This is a genomic window from Halosimplex yunnanense, assembly GCF_054504345.1.
Genome location: NZ_JBTJEL010000025.1, coordinates 1 through 20122 on the forward strand (window position 1 = coordinate 1; position 20122 = coordinate 20122).

Below are 20122 nucleotides of genomic sequence, written 5' to 3' on the forward strand. Positions count from 1 at the left end.
TGATCTGATGACGGGGGTACCTTGCTATTAACCAACATTAGCCGTCGAACGCAGCGGGTTTGTTGGTTAATTTGGTACACTCTTCGTCGTGATGTCTCACTTGATACTGTCACTAGAGACTCGCAGTAACGCTATATCGAAGATTACCGCAAGAAAACAGGATGCCCGAAACCCTGTAGAAGACTGGTGGGGCGGTTACGTGTACTGTTCGGCGAGATCGCCTTCTCCGACGATTAATTCGATCATGGGTTCGATGAGCTTCTGGCCGAGGATTGAGAGTGTATAGACGGAACGCTCTTGCCCGTCAGCTCTCTGCTTCGACTGCGTGATGAGGCCTGCGGTCTGAAGCGTATCAAGGTGGTGATTGAGCGCGTTTCCAACCTTGTCAGTTGCGTCGCTCAGCTCATTGTACGTCGTGTCGCCGTCTTCGTAGAGAAGATAGCAAATCACGAACCGGGTCGAATTGGAGATCGCGTCGAGCTGGTCGAGGTAGTCCTCGAACGTGGCAATACGCGGACCCGCAAAGAACTCGTCCCGAAGCCGAGCCTCGCCGTCGGACAATACCGTCCCCTCATCGGCATCCTCATTGTCTCGGTCTTGTCGGCGTTCGTCTGTGACCATGGTAAGTTGGTACTACGTAATTTCTGAGATCAGTTCAAATCCGTCTTTGAACGTAATTTGGCCATCAAATCCGTGGGCTTCGATTGCAGCCACGACGCCATTCCCTGCATCGTCGTCCGTCGTGAGGACACAGATAGCGGAGGCATTCCCGCTATCTAAGAGGTGGGCTGCGACCCCACCGAGTGCGGTATCCGCTTTCTCGATGTTGTCCTCGGAACGGTTCGACTCACGTGCAATGAAGCTACGCACATCGTCCATAACACTTGATACCGTCGGATTCGTGTAGTCTAGTTCATCAGCGACGGTTACCCATTCATTGCCAATCGCGCTGTTAATTGGTGTCTGGCCGGGCGTACTGCGATCTGGCGCACCGCCAAGTTCCTCGTACACTCGCCGTGGAATCACGAACGTAATCTCGTTCCGCTGGGCGAACCGTTCTAGTGCTGTGTACTTGTTCCGCTGCTGGCGGCCACACGCAATAAAAACGCCCGAATCAGCAACCCACACAGCGTTCTCAGGTATCGAGTCGTTTGTCCCGTCCATGTGTGAGAGGACTTCTACGCTTCCTCGTCGACCGGCTTGTCATGCGCATTCCGAATCTGATCGAAATAGGGATCGTACTCCCGCATTTCGAGAATCACTTCCCGGAGTGCTTGGAGTACCGCAATCCCGAACGCGGGTTGGAGGCCGAGTTCGCGCGCTGCCAGGCGTTCGGTCATGCCTCCCTCGACATACGGAATCGCGTACGTAAGTGCTGCAGCGAGTTTCCCGATGCCGTATTTCTCGATCAGTAGGTCGAGATCCTGATCCTGGGGCGACCGGCCGATTGCCTCGATGAGCGTGGGGGTAATCGTGTACGTGTTGTCATCAAGGTTTGCAGTGAGCGTGATCGGGATGGCTGTGTAGGTATGCGTTTTCTGCTCTTCATCCCGCGTGAGCACTCCGAGGTCGACGAGCGATCCCGTATCTGCGTACGCGGTCGTGCGGGGCATCTCGATGTCGGCAACGATTTCATCAATCGTTACTTCGCCTTCACGGAGAATATACGTATAGAGGCGGGCAAGCCGTGGCTCTTCGAGCAGCTGTGCCACCGACATGAAGCCGTTGATGGCGCGTTCTGGGTCCCCCGTCGCTTTCGACATACAATACATGATTCGTGTATTGGGTAATAACGCTTGGGTTGTAATCGGAGCCAGGGTGTAGAGGTGCTACTCGTCGGTCGGTTCGAACGCGGCAGCTAGCTGTTCGCGCATGTACTCCCGACGGAGATTCCGGGCCCGCGAATCTGAGAGATAGTTCTGGAGGACGACGTCGGCACTGGCGCTTCCCTGTTCGGCAGCGATCTCATCAAGACTGCCGAGGACGACGTCGAGTGACGCAGAGTAGGCGTCGTACCAGTACCGCCGCCCCATTTTCGGCGCCGGCGATACCCCGTCGATCTCGTCGGGAAGGCCCGCTCGATCAGCCAGCTGTGTGAATCTGTTCCAGACAGTCCACCGGGAGATCGGGCCACCCGAGGTGTGTGGTGACGGAAACAGGTAGCCGTCCCAGTCGTCGTGATCGGCGAACCCCGCGAGCCGCTCCTCGAGGACCTCCCGGCCGTAGAGCAACGACACCTGGCCGGGACCGTTCTTGCGCTCTTCGAACGCGATATACGGAACCTCATCATCGGAGACGTCGGGGACGAACTGGTGGGTGTGGAGGCGAGCAACTTCGTTCGGGCGAAGCCCCCAGGCACACAGTGCGAGGACCAAGAGGCGGTCTTCTGGACCGTCGGCCGCCTGGTAGAGCGCGCGGACGTGCTCAGTGGCGAGACACGGCGTATCAGCATCGTCATCGGTGTCGTTCGACCAGTCGAATTCCTCGTCGAGGCCGTCAGCTGGGTTGACGGCGGCCCATTTGCGTCGGACCAGATGGGCGTACCAATTCGAGACAACGAGGTGGATTCGACGTTTGGTCTGGCCGCCATCGAGATCGTCGTGGAGACGGTCGAACGCTGCCCAGCATGCGTCGACCGCCTTGTAGGCCGGGACATCGCTATCGCGAGCGACGGGCGTCACGAGGTCGTCTGTGTTATTCTCGTCGTAGTAGGCAGCGACGTAACGGTTCAATCGGTAGCGAAGGGTGTTGATCGACGAATCGGCAAGCCCCTTCCGCTCCCGCCGTGACGTGAGGAAGGATTCGAGTGCCTCGATGGTCCGGTCGTGGTTGGTCGCCCAGTCGTACCCTATCTCCTCAGATTCGAGCTCGAGCGCTTCGTGCCAGAACTCTCCGAACGTCATGCCGTGGTACTCCCGGAGTGCGTAGAGAAGCGGCCGGAAGTCATGATTGCGAAGCCAGCTATGCGTTGGCTTCTCTTGGTCGGGATCGAGACCGTCAGCTTCCATTGCGGGGGCGACGACCGCCCAGTAGGCGTCGACGAGTTCCTCGCGGTCCAGCAGCGTCCACGAGACGTCGTTGACGTCCTCCCACTCGGAGTTTGTTGTTGACTTCGTCGCGTCACTCACAGGGGATACACCACCGTTTCCAGTATTCGCTTTGCTGAGAAGCGAAGTAGCGGCCTCGCTGAGTGGGTTTTCGATTCTAAGTCCGACATATTAGGGTAGTAGCGGGTTTCTCACAGATAGTGTATAGGTTTTGGGGACAAACAGACTGCTGGAGTCTGTGTGAACACCGATAAAACACAGTAGAATATATGCTACAGGAATAAACTGTATGCCGCTACATGAATCACGAGCGGTGGAGGCTTCCACTGGGATCTCAAATTCTACCAACCACTAGACTGCTGACAGACCGTTAGCTGGCGCTGGGAAACCCTGAGAAGAGCATCGTGAAATCAGGAGCTACTCGTCGTCTTCGGATGCTGCTGCCCGCATCGCGTCCATTCCTTGCTGGATCAGATGCTCGTCGTGAAGATCTTCGCTCCGCAAGAATCCATCGGCAAGAATGTTATCTTCCATTCCACTGTGGAATATTACTCTCCAGCCGTGACCTGCGATCGATATGAGATATCGCGAGGTCGGAACGACGAATATAAAGTCTCAAAAAGGTCTATTTACCAGCAATGAGTCAGGACGAGGATATCAGCCGACAAGAGCAACTCGATGCGCTGATTCGAGTTGCTCGGTTCCAGCCACGCCTCACGATCGCGATCATCGTCGGCGGTGTGTTTGCAGCACTGCTCGAGGGCGTCGGACTCGGATTCATCCTTCCGATCGTGGAGATCGTCCAGTCCTCGGGCGATCCAGCAGCGGAGGCGTCCGGACTACAGGGGGCGTTCGTCTCTATTTACCAGTTCCTGGGGATCCCCTTCCAGCTCAGCACCGTCGTCGTCGGCGTGAGTCTCGTGTTGACGGTCCGATGGACGACGACCTTCCTCGTGCGGTGGCTCCGGAGCGCGCTCGCGATCGATTACACGCGGGACCTCCAGAAGCGCGCGTTCGATCGGGCGCTCGACGCACGAACTGAGTACTTCGACCAGGAGGGCTCCGACGACATTCTCAACGCGATCGTCACGCAAGCGGAGTATGCGGGGCGAACGATCAAGCAGGTCGTCAATCTCATAGAGCAGGGCTTTCTCGCGGCGATGTACCTCCTTGTCGCGTTCGTCATCGCACCTGCCCTCACGTTCTTCGCGCTCGTCTTTCTCGGTGGACTTGCTGCCATCTTCCGGTACGGCATCGAATCGGGCTACGACCTGGGTGACGAGGTCGCCGACGCGAACGAAGGCGTGCAGCAAGCGGCACAGGCCGGGACACAGGGAATCCGGGACACGAAAATGTTCGGCCTCAAGGAGGAACTCTACGACGACTTTCTCGGGGCAGTGAACCAGTATGCCGGTGCAAGCATCAGAATTCGGCGGAACGAGCAGATGATTGAGACCTTCTACAACCTTCTGACAGCCGTCTCGGTGTTCGTGCTCATCTACGTCGCGATCGCGTTCGCGAACCTCTCGCTCGGAGCGATGGGCGTGTTTCTCTTCGCGATGTTCCGTCTCGGACCCAAAGCGAGTAGCTTGAACTCGATATTCTATCGCATCGAGAACAACCTCCCCCATCTCGTCCGAACCCATGGGTTCATCGACGAACTGGAACGACAGCGGGAACCGTCCGAAGCGTCGGAGCCCATCCCCGAGGGGGTGGAAACCATCGAGTTCGACGACGTTCAATTCTCCTATGAGTCCCAGGACGACAAGGCCCTCTCTGGTATTTCGTTCGAGTTCGAGAAAGGAGAGTTCGTCGGCTTCGTCGGCCAGTCCGGTGCCGGGAAGTCGACGATCGTGTCGATGCTCGCTCGAATGTACGAACCCGATTCGGGTGAGATACGGGCGAACGGGCGACCAATTCAGAAGATGGACGTCGACCAGTGGCGCTCGAAGATCTCCATCGTCCGGCAAGATCCGTTCATCTTCAACGACACGCTGCGGTACAACCTCACGATCGGGAATCGAGATGTCGGTGACGACGAACTCAAACGAGTTTGTAAGATTGCGAAAGTCGACGAGTTCTTGGGCGATCTACCAAACGGATTCGATACGCAGCTGGGTGACGATGGAGTTCGGTTGTCCGGTGGACAGAAGCAGCGGGTTGCATTGGCTCGGGCGTTGATCGAAGACGCAGAGTTGCTCCTACTGGACGAAGCGACGAGCGATCTGGACTCGGATCTGGAGAAACAGGTCCAATCGGCTATCGAGGAAATGGAACGAGAGTACGCTATCGTAACGATTGCGCACCGACTCTCGACGGTGAAAAACGCCGACCGTATCTATACGGTCGACAACGGAAAAATTACAGAGGTCGGCGAGCACGACGCACTGATGGACAACGGTGGGAAGTACGCAGAGTTGTACTCGATTCAGGCGAATGGGTGAGCGCCAGCCCTACCATGATTCGAAGCCTTCAGGAGTAAGGCTGTTTCAAGGTTCCGAACGGTGATAGGCTCGGCCGTCTCTTCGGCACTAAACCAGCTAATTTGGACGTAGACTGATGAATCGTGTCGGGGAATTTCGGCAGCGGAACGAATCAAGCGTAACCGAGCGATTCGAGTCGCCGATTCACCGTTTCGTCGTCGAGTTCGTCGCGTGCTACGGGCGGGTCGGAGCGAACAGTTCGCCGCGGGCCGTCGCTGTCGAGTACAACCCACGGAACGGTTGTCAGATTCGGGTGGTAGAGTCCACCTGGATGGCCGTACAGCCGAATCGGAATCGGAAAGCCCCGTTCGCCGACGAGGTTCGCGTGATCGGACGTGATGACGCTCTTGCCGTCGAGTTCGTCGTGTAACTCTTCGACGTAGGGGACGACATACTCGTGATTCTCGTAGTATGCTCTGAGGAGAAGATCCCTGTCCGGGCCGTCCCCCCACAGTTTGTCGAACCACGGATGAGGTTCATCGGAGTCGATATTCTCCATGTCGCATCCGAACCCCCCCGGAATCTCCGTCCCCGTCTTACCGAGAAACGGGAAATGTGGCTGCATGAAATGGACGATGAGGCGCTTGTTCGGATATGTCTCGTGGGCTTCGAGCGCACGGTGCACCACTGCCTCGGGATAGACAGTGCCGGCTTCGGCGTCCCATTCCGAATCAAGGAGATTCTCGACCGCGTGGAAAGTTCCATCGGGAATCCGCGCCGCATACGGATTCGCGGTTACGTAGACCGTGTCGTGAAGCGTCCGTCCGTGGTAGGTCGCCTCCATAAATCCAGGACTGGCAGTACCTGGCGAGGTTTTCGTCTGGATGTCGTCGTCGAGATACGGGGTCGCTCGGCAGAGGAGTTCCGGGTGGCAGGCATCTAGGATGATGAGTGTGTCCCAGTCGTGTTCGAGGAAGTCTTCGCCGGCATCGCCGTATCTCAGTGCATACCACCATTTATCTATGTTGACACACCCAGATCGTACTACTTTTGGTATATCGGATGGGTTTCTCGCTAATGACAGTATATCTTGTCCGAAGAGCCTCACAGCCTTTGATATATTTGACGGATCTTGGAACAATTTGTATAATGACTTTAGCGAGTATCTGGACATAGAAATCAATTTTGACTCCCTATTGGCGGATAATAATTGTTCTCATTCGGATTAGGTGTTCTCGGCTTCATTTGGTGGCTAATTGGGGGGAGTTATCGTAGGTTCATTAGTTTTCTTTTCGTTCGCTTTGACAACTCAGTTAACCCCTCAGATGCATAGATTTGTGCTGCTTTCCGATCAAGTGATCGTGACTGTTCCCAGCTACTCGATCCGAGCGTAGCACCACGGCAAAGTTCGATTTCCCACTTGTCCAAGAACCGCTGTTGATCTCGGTTTCGCTCTTGTTCGGATTTGATAGTTGGGGACGAGTAAGGAATTGCTGCGTGTTGAAATGGAGCATCCAGGCGCACTTGGACTTGCTCGTCTTGTTCGTGAGTCTGTAAGAAGAAGTCGAGCCATTCGAAGTACCAGTCGTATCTTGGATCGAAAGCGACGGAATTGAGGAGGTCCGTATGGACAAGCAGTGTTGGCAATCCCGCGTCTACCTCCCAACTCTCGAAACTGCGTTGCTGAATCGGATCGGGGTAAACAGCAATCTCAACGAGCGTACGCTTGCCGTCCCGGACTCCCCACCGGAAAATACGCCCGCATTCGCGTCCTTCTTCCGGTACTCCATCAACCGTCCAGACGCCGGACGCCAGTTTACAATCATCTCCCATCTCGCTAACAAGTTTACTCACTGAGTCTGGTTTCGGGAACGTATCGTCATCTAGGAAAAGAAGGAGATCAGTGTCGGCTACGTTGGCGATCCGCTTCCGTGACTCTCCCGGACCAATTTGTTCCTCTGGACGCAAAACGGTTGTAGCATTTTGGTAGGAGACATGTGAATTCACATCCGGCGTATTATCCAGAATGATGATTTCGTGAGGATATTCCACCACTCTATCAATGTGCTTGAGACAGCGTTGGATAGCGTCTGGTCGCCCTGCAGTAGGAATGCCAATTGAAAGTGTATCGGTTGTCATGGTACAGGAAATACAACGTGAATACTAATATCTTAGCTGATCGCGGCCAGCATACCAGTGATGGGTCATTGCTCGCCTATAGGCTATGCTAGAAACGACTATTGGGATGGCTTATTCGATATAACCGAGCGCTCGTAAGGTCTCATCAACGTTCTGCTCGGTTACGTCTTCCGGTGCGAAGTCCGGTGTGTAGGATCCCGAATCGTCCGCTGTAGTCGTTGCCCATGGAACAAAACGGACATGTGGATGGATGCTACCAGGGCCATGACCATAAGCACCGTACTCCCCAAAAGCTTCCCCATGGTCCGCGGAGATAACTACAGTTTCGGCGTCGATGTTTTTGAGTAGTAGTTCAATACTGTCGAGTACATACCGGAGTTCGTCAAGATACGCCTCAAACACAACTTCTCGATCACCACCTTGTCGGAGATACTCCCACGGCTCAGTTTCATATTTATAGAATTCGCGTTCCTCCCTAATCGCACTTGCCGTGTATCGATGGTGGGGTTGGATATAGTGTAACATCAGGCGGTCGAAATCAAAATCCCGGTTGACCGCAACTGCTCGATCGGTAATGTACTGTGGCGGTGTTGATGCAATGTGCTCTCCGGCCACCCGCTCTTCTTCGTCGGATGTATATCTATGAAGATGTTCGAGTCGTCCAAGACCCGTTTTCTCAATGAGGTCCCATCGACCATCGAAGAAATGCCACCCTGGGGGTGGTGCCCACGCACGCCGTTCTGCCCAACTCTCTTGTTCGAAAATGAATTCAGCGAATCCATTGCCGCAGAGATAAGCTGTGTCCTGGAGTTCGGACCGCCACGATTTGTTAAATGTGGCTGCCATCCACTCAGGTGAGGACCCACCAACTGAACATAGACGGCCAACATCATTCAGGAATGAGTACTCATCGGACACCATTCGCAGTGCATCAACTCGACAAGTGTCGAGTAAAATCAGTACATCCCATTCTTTAGAGAGAACATGTGTTCCAAGAAAACCGCGTGATGACGCTTGGATACCGAGCCACTTAGTAATAGGATAGTTCTGGCGGAGGTATCGCATCGCCATACGTGGATTCTTGATCCCCTTCGCAACACGTCCAGCCGATGGAACTCCGCTTATCATATATTTGCTCGAAGAGCTGTGCTACCAATAAATATATCCTTCTGCTCTATCGGTCACTTTTCACTCAGTTAGCTTTCTCGCATTTCAAAACATACTGATCGGCGTTGTGCTAGATGGAGCGCCGTATTTCCAGGCATCGGTCGTCACGGACCTGGCGGCCCGTGACGACCTCACCTTCGTGACGTTACCGTCGTATTCTCCAGAGCTGAATCCTGTCGAGGAGTGCTGGAGACAGCTTCAAGGGTCTCTAAGCAATCGCTTCTTTGACTCGCTTGACGAGCTGACAACCGTGATTGATACAGCCCTCGACCAACTCTCTATCCCAAAGGTGAGTTACTATTGCTCCTTCAACACTGAACTGCTAGATACGACCGATAGACGGGATATAGCTGGTACCTAGCAAATCACGACTGAAGCCCCACTATTTCTAATCACTACTATAGGACGGAAACTGACTCGGCGAGCACCTCCCCGGCCGTAGCGACAACGTTTGAACTGATCAGTGTCAGCTTCACGAAACCAGTAGTATATCGACGATCATTTCGCTGAAACTCGTCGCTGACCCCACCTGCTCGCCTCGATTGCGTGCTGACAGACGGCTTCGAATCGGTCGGCCTGATTTTCCAGACTGAACCGCTGAACCGCTCGTTCCGCCCGTAGTTGCAACTCTTGTCTGGTCTCTTCAGAAGAAAGCCATGATTCGATGAACGCCGTAGCGTCGTCTCCGTCGTCGTATGTCGTGATGAGGTCCTTGAACTCAGGTGTGACAGGAAACTCATCAGGCATCACCAACGGTTTGCCGATACGAACGGCGTCACCAATCACACCGGATGTTATCGTTCGGCCTCGAACTCGATCTTGACCTCGGTCTCCAGTCTCTCCGCGAATGTTGATCGGTGCAAAAATCAAATCCGTGTGAGTTAGTTGATGAGCGAACTCCTCTTCGGGGACCCACTCGCCACTTGGGTAGTACTGAATGTCGTACCCATGCTCTTCGTAGCGCTCGCATCGATTGATGATTCGCTCGCCCGAGTCATCGACCGGTCTGCCGAGGAGACAGACGGTGAGTCGATCCCGCGTGTTGTCGATTTCGTCCAGAATGTCAAAGAGGAGGTCGTAGTTCCGGAAGGAGTTCGATACTCGGCCCGGAATCGTGATCTGGAGTCCTTCGTGGTTGGTAGTACTGCTTGGGTGATGATACTCGGGGAGAAACCAGTCCACGACGGTGTCGGGGTTAACACACTGTTCGAGAAAGGGCACGATGGATGGGTAGAGCGCGAATACGCTGTCGTACTGGCGTAGGAGACGGGGTGCGAGATAGGGACTCAGTCGGTTCGTCACTCGATCTTGGATCGGTCCTGGAAAGTGATGACCGAAGCGTTCGAAAAGTGGGACAAACGTGTTGTCGAAGAACGAACGACGCGGCGAAACGTATCGAGACGAGGCGTGAACGAATGTCATCGACGCGCACTGTGGTGTAAACGATAACATCGCCTGAACGACCTTGGGATCACCGTACGGGGTGATCGTCCACAGCATGTCGAGTTCCGTTGTAGCTCGCTCAACCCGCGCGAAAAACGATCGATGGCTCTCGTCTTCACCCTTGAGCACCCACTCACAGGCTTCGACCAACGTGTCGTCAAGCGCGGCGACCGCGTGATCCCAGTTCTTTTTACTCGTGAACACAGTCACGTCGCCGGTAGCCTCGTGAGCGATTGTTGCCATCGAAGGAATGAGGGCTCGGTGCCAAGAGGGTTCGAACAGGCCAACAGTTGTCATGGCAGTTGTCGACATCCCAAACCGATAAAACAGCACCGAAACAAGATATAGTGGGACGTGAACCAGTCCTGCAAAGACAGTCTCACGACCGCGTTTCGGTAACTTCACCGAAGAGCTCGTATACGGACCCAGCGCTGCTTGCGAGTTTGCTGAGATAGGTGATCAGATATACGATCACAGATTCGCTGGGCGAAAGGGAAATCTCGGCGTTCCGGAGTCGAGACCGAAACACCGATGGTCTGAGTGGCAAGTAATTACGTGGGTTCAGAGGGTTACGCGTTTCGAACCGTTCAGGATAGTGGCGGTGTAGGTGTGCCTGTCCGCGGCCGTAGCGAAAACGCTTTTCGATTAGTGCGCGGAGCGACCTGCGCGCGGGGTGATACATCGTGATCTTCGGTTCGAAGTGTTGCTCAAATCCTGCATCGTACACCCGGTTGCCGAATTCTTTGTCCGCTCCGAAGACGAGTGCGTCGTCGAAAGGACCGACCGCATCAAATATCCGTTTATGCACAACTAAGCTGCCAGTCCCCACAAAGTGAGCGTTTTCGATGGATTTCCGTCTGTCGAACGCAAAGATTTTGTCGTGTTTTGCGGTGTAGGTCTCCTCGCCCTCCGGAATACGGGGTTCTATTGCACAGCCAATGTAATCGCATCCCGATTCCAACAGCGACTCCGTCGCCAGTTCCAACCACGTCTTCTTGACAGTCATATCCGCGTCCACGAACGCAAATATCGACCCTTCTGCGTGTTCGATGCCTTTGTTTCGGGCCGCTGCTGGGCTTTGTGTGTCCGTTTCGACTAATAGTGAGACCTGTTCGGGGTAGCGCTCCTCGAAGGACCGAATCACTGATTTCGTTCCATCGTCCGACCCGTTATCGACGACCAGCACCTCGTAGGACGCCTCAGAATAAGTCTGGTCCACGACCGACTGGAGAGTCGCTCGTACTCCCGTTGGGTCGTTATAGACCGGGATGATGACCGAAATGAAGGGTTGGTGTGAGCGTGTTTTCGGAGTCGAACTCATCGGTCAGAGAATTGATTTGACTCCGCTTTAGATTTCTGATTCCGGATGCGACCAAGTGTCTAATAGCATAATAATAGTCTCTCTAACGATGTGCGATTTCATCGGACAGATAGAGGTCATCGTACAACCCAGATTTAGCGCCCTTTCGAGTGAATCTCATCCTTTTTCACCTATCAGCTTTGAAATTTTATTGGGGAATTAATATTATGTTTGAGCAGTTCTGCGGAAATTCCCCGGTGGTTCTAATCAGCTCCGACTGCTCCGTCCGACGAATTAATTTTGAACGCGCAACAGGGTATTCCACAAAAGATCAGTCACTGTTCTTGCCATTAATTGCCATTGATCGTGCTATAATCAACACTATCTTTTATAAGATATCCAAGGATTATCGCGGCAAAGATTGAACTTGATCCAATACCGCCAAGCACGAACGTCTCGAAAATCATAACTACCGCTATCGAAATACCAAGTAGGAAGGTAATAACCAATTCTTGATTAAGTGGAAGGCGTATATGGTGAAACAAGATTGAGAAAACTATCCAAGTATAACCAATACCACTGATAATGCCAGTCTCTAGAAATACTCGGAGATAAGAATTATGTGGGGATGCGAAGAGTCCTGTTTCCGTCTCGAGAATAGGTCCCAGCGGTATTTGACCATATCCAGTAAGAGGCTTCTCTAGTAGTATACTAATACCCGCTTGCCAGATATCGCGTCTGCCTGAGAGGCTGATCTGCGAAAGAGGGTCTACGCCAGTCACGGTAAGAATTAGCGCCCCCATACCGACAAGAGTACTCGTAAAAACTGCTAGACGAAATAATGGTGTTTCCCCTATTTTATAGAAGATATATCCGAGAACAGCGATGATTCCGACACCGATAGCTGAACGAGACTGTGTAAGCAACAGACCAACCGCGTTTACAAAGAATATAAAAAGCGAATAGTTGGTCCGGTTGATATCATAAAAATAAAGTGAAATTAACATTCCGCAAAGGATGAAGACACTAAGGAAGTTTGGGTTCGTGTAGATCGACTCAAGAGCAAATACCTGGCCTGGGAAAACTGGTAGATCGGCATACCCGGGATATCCGAATGTGGTTCCGAGGAGTGAATACGGACCTACAAACACGGCTGGAAGTCCAATTATTACTAGCCCTGTTGCCAAACCTCGTACTATGACGAAGAAGATTGACCGATCTATCGTCTGTGGTATTAATAACATACTAATACATATGATTATAAGATCAACAAGCGGCCGATAGAACACTGTGGGTTGAAGTGGTATTGTGAGAGCGTATCCCACGAATAGCATGATCCCAGGCCCGAGTAAGTATCGGGGAATGCGTACCACGTTGTCATTATCAGTGAGAAGATATGATGCTGCAAAGAGACCATAGGAGCCGAGAACAAGAACCGTCGGCAAAAACGTCCCCCGAAAAAATACCGTGTAGGTGCTCAGACTTCCAACCAAAATGAGCACGAATCCGACGTACCTCCACCGGTTCATGGTAAGTTAGAGACGATTCTGTTTCCTAAATTTTGAGTTTGATACATATTTAGATCAGGGCGGTATTCTAATTCAGTAATCCAATCAGGTGTCATGATGGATCTAACTTTCCGTAATGCTGAAGATGTAGCTTCGTCTTACGGAGAGTCCGGTAAATGTCTGTGAAGAAGGCATAGCTCCGGTTACCGAAGAACGTAGCAATATAATGTGGTATATGAGCAGGGCTATTGGAATATACGACACTTTTTTTAAAATGATTGCGTCCATTTATCAAGTTGCCGTTCTTGCAGCTCATTCGCCCAAGGTCGAAGTGATAGTTTGAGAGGAATTGTCGCTTGGTGTGTTCATCGTATTTTGACTTGTGTTTCTCGAACAGAGTCATCCAGTCTCGTTCTATGAGATCGATATTGCGAGAAATCGTATTGTCGTGTGACTCTTTTACCATCAGGGGGTATGGAATAAACTCGCAGTCGAACTTTTCAAGTAACCGAATATAAAGATCCCACTCTTCCCGAGATGGGAGTGTCTCATCAAACCCTCCAACTGCGTTTAGGCATGAGCGCTTCACAAGAACGGTAGATGGTGCTCCAACAGCGTTCCACGTCAGGATCTCCTGCTTGTCTGGCTTACTCGTTGGAATTCGGAAATTAATCGTGTTCCCATCCGAATCAACGTGTTGTATACCCGTAAATATGAATGCGGCATCCGTATTGCGGATAGCTTGGATCTGCTGCTCAATTTTTTTTTGTTTCCACCAGTCGTCATCATCTAGAAATGAAATTAGACTTCCAGAACTGGCATTGATACCCTCGTTTCGAGCGTTTGAGAGACCGTTACCGGATTGTTCGATTAGCGTAATTGAAATATCAAATGATTGAATTATATCTGTTAGTTCTTTTTTGTCGGACTTACTGACGACGACAACTTCTTCCGGAGTCCTAGATTGTGAGACAACGCTTTGAAGCGCTCTGTTAAGGCGGTCAACCCGATCAATTGTCGGAATTATGACGCTAACTGACGGCATTTATAGATATCCCATATCCTTTAGATTATCTTCCACTTTCGGATTTAATCCGTTCTGGTCTTCTTGATCCATTAGGGAGAGATTTTGAGATCGACTGTCCAACTTCTCCTTGAGACGAATGTAGATCTCTTCGTTGTCTCCCTTTGGAATCTCCAGCTCTTGATTTACTCCGGTGATCTCATAGAGTACCTCGTCGTCTCCATCTTCTATCAGCTTGTAGTCCTGGGTCTGTACTGCTTGCAACGATACGTCATACTCCGAGAAGTCAAATTCTGGGGACTGTTCTCGATATTGGTTTAGTAGAGAGGGTGGCGTCCGGTAGTCAGCAAATACACAAGTGTCTCTCTCTGATTCCTGGTCATACTGTTGAAGTGCATTTGATCGTGGATGATCACACCCCACTGCTTCGAGTACTGTGCCGAATATATATTTCAGGCTAATTATAGATTCGTTTATGGAAGGGTAGGAACCGCTGGTGGTCGGCCATTTGATTATTAAAGGAACGTGCAACAATGCATTGTCGAGACAGAAGTGATGGCCAACAAGCCCACGTTCACCAAACAATTCGCCATGGTCTGCGAACACAATAAGGAGAGTATTCTCCCACTCCCCCGTTTTCTTCAGATATTCAAATAATTTTCCTAACTGTTCATCTATGTAATTGATCTCGCCATCATATAGATTGGTAAATGTATTCATTTCAGACGTAGAGACCGACGTGTTGTCAGCATAGAAATCACCCTGTTTCGTGAACACTCGCCGTTGTTTGAGAATAGACGAGATCGTAGACCCACTTAAATAGGGATTTTGATAGGACCGGGGTGGATTGTATAGGTAGTGTGGTTCATTGAAGTGCAAGAAAGTAAACCAGTCATTAGTTGATTCCATCCATTTCTTGAACTGATTTATTGTAGTCTTTGCTCCATTATCTTTCAGTGAAAGAACTATTTTTAATCGATTAAGTTGTTTTGTTAATTCGTTAGAAGGCATTTCCATCTCAAAGATATCGAATCTTGAGTCGAATCCATCTGTGATACCTGCCTGAGTCAGCCAACCATTATTTATGAACGCTGCTGTCTGATACCCCTTTCTACCTAATATCTGGGGAAGGGTCTGGCTTGGATCAATTTTTGTACCTTTGTCGAAGATTCCGTGTTCTGCTGGTTCACGTCCGGTGAACACGGAAGCATGTGACGGTAACGTCCAAGTCGTTGTTGCGTATGCGTTCTTAAAGAGAGTTGTCTGTCTCTGCGTACAAAGTTGCTGAAGATTGGGTGATGTAGTTCGAGAGTGCCCGTACATAGAGAGATGGTCTGCTCGAAGACTATCTAAGGAAACGAGCAAAATATTTGGTCGGCTCATTACCGGGTATCTGGAGGGAACGGAGTTAGGTTTTATGAAGACAATATATGTCCAGAGAACCACTGTTGCTGATCGGAGAGGAGATGAACGCACGAACTTATTCCAGAGGTGCCGTAAGCAGGCGTAGGGGGCCAGTTGATGTACAAGTTTGTCTACTATCGGTTCCTACTATTGTTCTGATTTTCTCACTCAGTGGTGGCTGAAGGCGAAGGTCTAGCATCGCTGAAATAAGTCTTCTCGATAACGTCCCAAAACCGCTCGACAAGAGTTTCTTGAGAGTATCGTTCTACGACCCGTTGTCGGCTCGATTCACCGAATCGAGAGCGTAGCTTCGAATCATCAAGCAAAGTTTCGATTGCCTCTACATGTGCCTCAATATCCGCGGGATCGGCGATGAAACCCTCTTTCCCATCCCGAACGTTCCGAGGAATCTCACCGGCCGTACTAGCAACGATAGGCTTCCTCGCGGCCATCGCTTCTAGCACGGTGATACACAGCCCCTCGTAATGGGATGGCTGAAAGTAGATGTCGACGGCCGAAAGGAACTCGGGGACGGAATCGACACGTCCGAGAAACGAGACGTTAGCGAGTCCTCGCTCGGCAGTTTCGTCAACCAATTCCTCTCGTCGAGGTCCATCACCAGCGATGGCAAAGTGGACCTTGCGATCGGTCAGCCGTGATGCCGCCTCAAAAATCGCGTCGTGGTTTTTCGCCGCCGAGAGCGTTCCGACAGTCCCGATGACGATCGTACCTTCTCCGATGTGATCAAGGGGTTCACCACCGACAACCGAGTAGTCAAGCGATTGGAGCAGAACAGACGGCCGCTCGTACTCGTCCATCGAGAGTCCAGCGATCGGAACGGTCCAGATTTTCTCTGGATCGACCCCTTGTCGTTCGACTAGCATCGTCGCGACCGCTTCCGAATCAGCAAGAACCGCATCGCACCGACTGATGGTGAGCTTGTCGACCCAGCGGCGCATCAGCGTCTTGAATTCTGTGTTGTGTGCCCAAGTCAGTAGCGTATTCACAGGGATCACCAAATCGAAGAGACGAGCCACAATCTCCGCATGATAAATCGAACCCAGGAGGATATCCGTCTCGCGAAGGATCGAAATTAGAGGTGCCAGCTTGTGAACGAAGAGTTTGTTCTCGATTCGGAGATCGACGAGATCAACGTGCTCGGGGATATCAGGAACCACGGTCCGTTCGCCCCCATCGAGCGCAACGACCGTCACGTCGAGTTCGTCCTCAGGAATCCCGTCGAGCAATCTTACCATACCAATCTCGGCACCGCCAATTTCCAAGCCACTGATGAGATACGTGAGCTTCGGCGCCTCGCTCATCTTGAAATGACTCCATTGAAATAACGACGTGCGATGATTAGTTCTCTGTCTTGCATGACAGGTTAGACCTTGTATCCCAGTTGACGAAGGCGATCCTCGACGGCGTCTGCGTCCACATCGTCCTCATTCGCAACGGGGACATCCGGCCGGATCGTCTTCCGGTTCGAATACTCACAGACGAACCATGGCACGTCGATGAGTTCGTCGACATACAGGCCGTCGAAATGGCCGTACGTCTTCACTGGAATGGGAAACACGCGCTCGCCAAGGAGTTCGCCATGATCCGAAGTGATGACTGTCTTCCCCGTCAGTTCCGAGACGAGTTCCTCGACATAGTCAAGGACAATATCGAGGTTCTCCCGGTATGCCTTCCAGAGAAGTCCGTCGGTGATGTCATCACTCTTGCGGAGCGTTTCGATCAGTCCAGAGCTAAGTTCGAAGTGCTCTTGCCCGGTCGGTCCAATATACGGTTGGTGCGGCTGCATATAGTGAACAATGAGCCGCTTGTCCGGGTATTCCTCTGCGACCCGTAACGCCTGCTCGGTTACGGTTTCGGGGCGTACCGAGATCCCCGCGAGGTCGAGATGATCGATCTGTAGGTTCACGAACCGGTGTACTTCGGCATTGATCTCATCTCGAAGTTGTGCGAACCACTCGTTGGCAGAGATATACACAGTGTCATATAGCTGTTTGTTCGAAAAGTTGCCACGGATGAATTCTGGAGACATTCCCCCTTTAGACCGTCTCTTTTCCAGATGTCCCGACATCGAGATTTGACGCTCGAATGAATCGTACCGACACGCATCCAAAATAATCAGGTTATCCCAATCCTCCTGGGTGAAAATATCTGTTCCGTGAGGGTAGGAGGAACGTTGACGTCCTCTAGTATGATAGAGTTTATTTACCTCTCGGAGCAGGGCTGTAGGGTCTGCCAACCCTTTCTTGATCTTTTGTAGATTCATAATTCTCTAATGAATTCTGTGGATGTATTGGTAGCATATCTTTCCAAATGATTGCTTCGTATCATAGTATACTGAATAGGTGATCTCGGGAGCAGTAAAAACTCATTATATCGGGTATCACTTGGACACTATACTCCTCAGCTTTGAATATTGGATATCTTATATGTCTGCGGTCGAAACAACAGGAGAAGCGGCTATAGAACGGGTATTCGGAAGACCGGTTGGACGGCAACTCCTCTGTTGGAGTCCTGATTGACGCCGAACGGTCGGTCAGGCGCCTTAGTAGAGGCCGACGTGCTGTCTCGCCGAATGCTACAATCCGCCGGAAGAACCCCTCTCGCGCCCGTTCGCGAACCTGGTATGTCAGCTCCTCAACGTTCAAAGCTGAGTAATACTCAATAAAGATCATATCTTAGTGTCACCGAGCAAATATACTGTAGATTACTTCGCGAACCTGTGGCGGGAGAAGCCTCGGCGGAACACGGAGGCAGAGGTGTTGCAACGTATCACGTCGTGAGGCAATACCGAGTTGCCGAAGTTCTCGTGCCATTTGCATCTCCGCACGCGCGTAATTTAGACCACCTCGACGATCAACGAGATCGTTGATCTGTGCCCGGACAAGTGTTTGATCTAGATTTCGGAATCGGAGTCCAGCGGTGAGACACCGTGCCCACAGGTCCCAGTCCTCCATCATCGAAAAATCACGATATCCACCTACATCGAGAACAGCCTCGCGGTCGAACATCGTAGTCGGATGATTAAGCGGGCACCGCCATGGCATCCACTCGGCGATTTCATCATGTGTCGTCGGCACTTCCCGTATCCGATCCGGATTTCCGGGGTCATCACGAAATTCCGCGAGGTGTGATCCAACGACATCTGCTCTGGTGTCCGTGAGGACAGTTTGCTGATCGACGAACCGCTCGGGCTCAGAAATATCGTCTGCATCCATTCGTGCGACAAGCGGCTCTGAACACTTCTTTAGACCAGCTTGAAGCACACCTCCCAACCCTGGGGCGTCAGGAATGTGTTCGTGGCGACTACCTGAATGAGTGCTGACAAGGTCCTCAATAGCTGTTTCAATATCCTCTGTGAGCGATTGGTTCGTCACGAGGACGATCTCCGATGGCGAGACCGTTTGCTCGACGATGCTTTGATGTGCACGACGCAAGCCACCGGTATCGCTTGTGGCAGCTACAGGCAGTAATACGGAGATCCCACTCATCAGTTTAGACCCCAGTTCACCTCAGGGAGGGCTTTCGGCTCATCCTCACACAACGGCTGAAAACGGGTATCCCTACCTGCGGTGAGTACGTTAGTATCCATTATTGGTTCGCACTCAGTACCGATGGATAAACAAACCGGTGATCGACTGTGGGTTTGTTACTATGGTTAGCTGATTTTTAAATAGACAGCATTCCTTAGCTTTTCCAGCAATCCGTAACTATACACCGCGACTGACTCAGCGCATTCCTATATCTGAACTCATAACCATCGGTTATTCACTATCGTAGAAACCGCATGTAATCCCATTGTTGGTTAATGATACCTCTGCTTGGTGAACAAGCTCTCCGGTTATAATTTACTTTAGATTTTTGCGCCAGTTGGTGGCCAGAAAGCATTTACCGATCTTCTAGCTATCCCACCACCATGGACCGGGGCTCAACCGGTGCATACCCACCCCGCACATATGATCACACGGGCAGTCACCATCGAAGACATCGATGATCTGTACCTGACGTGGAACAGCCATATCAACGGGTCCGCCCTCTACCGCCGCGCCCTCCGAGACGAGATGGAGCTTCGCGACGTCGACCCCGACGAGCTTCGAGATCTCTTCGAACGGGCTCGCGAACAGGGCTACACGAAAGACGAGATCGTCGACGAGACCAACCGCTACGCTGATCTGAAAGCACTCGTCGACGACGCAGAGGAGTAACCCGCTATGTCACAGGACAATACGCCCTCCGAGACGGCTTCGAATCGCGCCGACAGCCAGCCGACGGCATCGAGTCGGCTTCCCAGGCAAGCTGTGTTCATCGTCGTCGTCCTGAGCCTGTTCGCTGTGGAACCCGCCGCCGCACAGACGAACGCCGTCTGTAGCGCGGACAACCTCCCCAGCATGATCGAGGGCTTCTTCCAGCTTACCACGGCGCTGGGCATTGTCGGCCTCGCGGTCGTGTGGCAGGCCGACTCCCTTATCGAGATGTTCACGATCACGCCCGAGCAGAAGAAGGGACTCAAGCGCCACAAGCGGTCGGCGATGAAGTCTACGGTCGTCCTCGTCGCTCTCGGGCCACTCTACACCGTTGCCGGATCGATGATGGGCCTTCCGCTGGCGCAGTGCGTCGATCTCGCCCCCTGGTAACCAAGCCCCGCCCCC

General features: G+C 52.1%; 18 protein-coding genes and 1 pseudogene. 4 read left to right on the forward strand and 15 right to left on the reverse strand.

The window, feature by feature from the left end; genetic code table 11:
* Positions 1-195 precede the first annotated feature (195 nt).
* From AB2U09_RS01270 to AB2U09_RS01285, 4 genes are all read right to left on the reverse strand, one after another.
* Positions 196-621 (reverse strand): winged helix-turn-helix transcriptional regulator, encoded by a 426-nt coding sequence (locus tag AB2U09_RS01270; RefSeq protein ID WP_459190878.1) that lies wholly within the window; start codon positions 619-621, stop codon positions 196-198.
* 12 nt (positions 622-633) lie between these two features.
* Positions 634-1164, reverse strand: a complete 531-nt coding sequence (locus tag AB2U09_RS01275) for a PIN domain-containing protein (protein WP_459190879.1) — start codon at positions 1162-1164, stop codon at positions 634-636.
* A gap of 14 nt (positions 1165-1178) precedes the next feature.
* Positions 1179-1763 carry a DUF7437 domain-containing protein gene (locus tag AB2U09_RS01280; RefSeq protein ID WP_459190880.1) on the reverse strand — a complete coding sequence of 195 codons (585 nt, stop codon included), beginning with the start codon at positions 1761-1763 and terminating at the stop codon, positions 1179-1181.
* Between the two features lie 66 nt (positions 1764-1829).
* Positions 1830-3128 carry a tyrosine-type recombinase/integrase gene (locus AB2U09_RS01285; RefSeq protein ID WP_459190881.1) on the reverse strand — a complete coding sequence of 433 codons (1299 nt, stop codon included), beginning with the start codon at positions 3126-3128 and terminating at the stop codon, positions 1830-1832.
* Between the two features lie 557 nt (positions 3129-3685).
* On the opposite strand from AB2U09_RS01285, the gene AB2U09_RS01290 reads away from it, so the two are divergent.
* Positions 3686-5491: an ABC transporter ATP-binding protein gene (locus AB2U09_RS01290; protein WP_459190882.1), complete on the forward strand. Its 1806-nt coding sequence runs from the start codon at positions 3686-3688 to the stop codon at positions 5489-5491.
* A gap of 151 nt (positions 5492-5642) precedes the next feature.
* Here AB2U09_RS01290 and AB2U09_RS01295 read toward each other — a convergent pair whose 3' ends face one another.
* From AB2U09_RS01295 to AB2U09_RS01305, 3 genes are all read right to left on the reverse strand, one after another.
* Positions 5643-6644 (reverse strand): hypothetical protein, encoded by a 1002-nt coding sequence (locus tag AB2U09_RS01295; protein ID WP_459190883.1) that lies wholly within the window; start codon positions 6642-6644, stop codon positions 5643-5645.
* 92 nt (positions 6645-6736) lie between these two features.
* Positions 6737-7609: a glycosyltransferase gene (locus tag AB2U09_RS01300; RefSeq protein ID WP_459190884.1), complete on the reverse strand. Its 873-nt coding sequence runs from the start codon at positions 7607-7609 to the stop codon at positions 6737-6739.
* Between the two features lie 111 nt (positions 7610-7720).
* Complete coding sequence (locus AB2U09_RS01305) at positions 7721-8680, reverse strand: alkaline phosphatase family protein (RefSeq protein ID WP_459190885.1); 960 nt, start codon at positions 8678-8680, stop codon at positions 7721-7723.
* A gap of 139 nt (positions 8681-8819) precedes the next feature.
* Here AB2U09_RS01305 and AB2U09_RS01310 point away from each other — a divergent pair.
* A pseudogene (locus AB2U09_RS01310) lies at positions 8820-9137 on the forward strand (transposase); the annotation flags it as partial.
* A 137-nt stretch (positions 9138-9274) separates the two neighbouring features.
* Here AB2U09_RS01310 and AB2U09_RS01315 read toward each other — a convergent pair.
* The 8 genes from AB2U09_RS01315 to AB2U09_RS01350 all read right to left on the reverse strand — a co-directional run bounded on the left by AB2U09_RS01315 (position 9275) and on the right by AB2U09_RS01350 (position 18964).
* Entirely contained in the window at positions 9275-10516 is a 1242-nt protein-coding gene (locus AB2U09_RS01315) for a glycosyltransferase (RefSeq protein ID WP_459190886.1), read from the reverse strand.
* 82 nt (positions 10517-10598) lie between these two features.
* Positions 10599-11540 carry a glycosyltransferase family 2 protein gene (locus AB2U09_RS01320; RefSeq protein WP_459190887.1) on the reverse strand — a complete coding sequence of 314 codons (942 nt, stop codon included), beginning with the start codon at positions 11538-11540 and terminating at the stop codon, positions 10599-10601.
* Positions 11541-11869: 329 nt separating this feature from the next.
* Positions 11870-13048 carry an O-antigen ligase family protein gene (locus AB2U09_RS01325; RefSeq protein WP_459190888.1) on the reverse strand — a complete coding sequence of 393 codons (1179 nt, stop codon included), beginning with the start codon at positions 13046-13048 and terminating at the stop codon, positions 11870-11872.
* A gap of 91 nt (positions 13049-13139) precedes the next feature.
* Positions 13140-14072 (reverse strand): glycosyltransferase family 2 protein, encoded by a 933-nt coding sequence (locus tag AB2U09_RS01330; protein ID WP_459190889.1) that lies wholly within the window; start codon positions 14070-14072, stop codon positions 13140-13142.
* Positions 14073-15434, reverse strand: coding sequence for a sulfatase (locus tag AB2U09_RS01335; RefSeq protein ID WP_459190890.1), 1362 nt, complete (start codon positions 15432-15434; stop codon positions 14073-14075). It abuts the gene before it with no gap.
* Between the two features lie 185 nt (positions 15435-15619).
* Positions 15620-16777: a glycosyltransferase family 4 protein gene (locus AB2U09_RS01340; protein ID WP_459190891.1), complete on the reverse strand. Its 1158-nt coding sequence runs from the start codon at positions 16775-16777 to the stop codon at positions 15620-15622.
* 62 nt (positions 16778-16839) lie between these two features.
* A complete protein-coding gene (locus AB2U09_RS01345) occupies positions 16840-17505 on the reverse strand; it encodes an alkaline phosphatase family protein (RefSeq protein WP_459190892.1) in 666 nt (221 codons plus the stop codon).
* A 652-nt stretch (positions 17506-18157) separates the two neighbouring features.
* On the reverse strand, positions 18158-18964 hold the full coding sequence (locus AB2U09_RS01350; protein WP_459190893.1) for a glycosyltransferase: 807 nt from the start codon (positions 18962-18964) through the stop codon (positions 18158-18160).
* 465 nt (positions 18965-19429) lie between these two features.
* On the opposite strand from AB2U09_RS01350, the gene AB2U09_RS01355 reads away from it, so the two are divergent.
* Together AB2U09_RS01355 and AB2U09_RS01360 are read left to right on the forward strand one after the other, a co-directional pair.
* On the forward strand, positions 19430-19678 hold the full coding sequence (locus AB2U09_RS01355) for a hypothetical protein (protein ID WP_049987855.1): 249 nt from the start codon (positions 19430-19432) through the stop codon (positions 19676-19678).
* 6 nt (positions 19679-19684) lie between these two features.
* Positions 19685-20107 carry a DUF7985 family protein gene (locus AB2U09_RS01360; protein ID WP_459190894.1) on the forward strand — a complete coding sequence of 141 codons (423 nt, stop codon included), beginning with the start codon at positions 19685-19687 and terminating at the stop codon, positions 20105-20107.
* Positions 20108-20122: the final 15 nt, after the last annotated feature.